Annotated in this window: 1 protein-coding gene; it reads left to right on the top strand. The window is 69.3% G+C overall.

The features are described from left to right. Positions 1-283, top strand: a 283-nt coding sequence (locus EN850_RS34645; protein ID WP_136093009.1) for a YbaN family protein, incomplete at its 5' end; no start/stop codon positions are given. Between the last annotated feature and the right edge of the window lie 56 nt (positions 284-339).

Genomic DNA, 339 nt, shown 5'->3' with positions numbered 1-339 from the left:
CGTGTTCATCCTGATCTCGGCGTGGGCCGCCTCGCGCGGATCCGAGCGCCTGCACACCTGGCTGCTGCAGCATCCGCGCTTCGGCCCGGCCATCGCCAACTGGCAGGCACACGGCGCGGTCAGCCGCTACGGCAAGTGGATGGCCACGATCACCATGGCCGTGTGCGCCTGCATCATGCTGTGGTGCGTGCCGATCGCGTGGGTGAAGTGGTTCTCGATCGGCAGCATGACCGTGGTGGCGATCTGGCTGTGGACCCGGCCATTGCCGCCCCCCGCGGATTGAGCACCGGCGGTAGTGCCGGCCGCTGGCCGGCAACCCGATCCCCTGCACCAACCGCT

Origin of the sequence: Mesorhizobium sp. M8A.F.Ca.ET.207.01.1.1, assembly GCF_004794715.1 — a bacterium.
Classification (GTDB): domain Bacteria; phylum Pseudomonadota; class Alphaproteobacteria; order Rhizobiales; family Rhizobiaceae; genus Mesorhizobium.
This window is presented reverse-complemented; position numbering and strand designations above follow the sequence as displayed.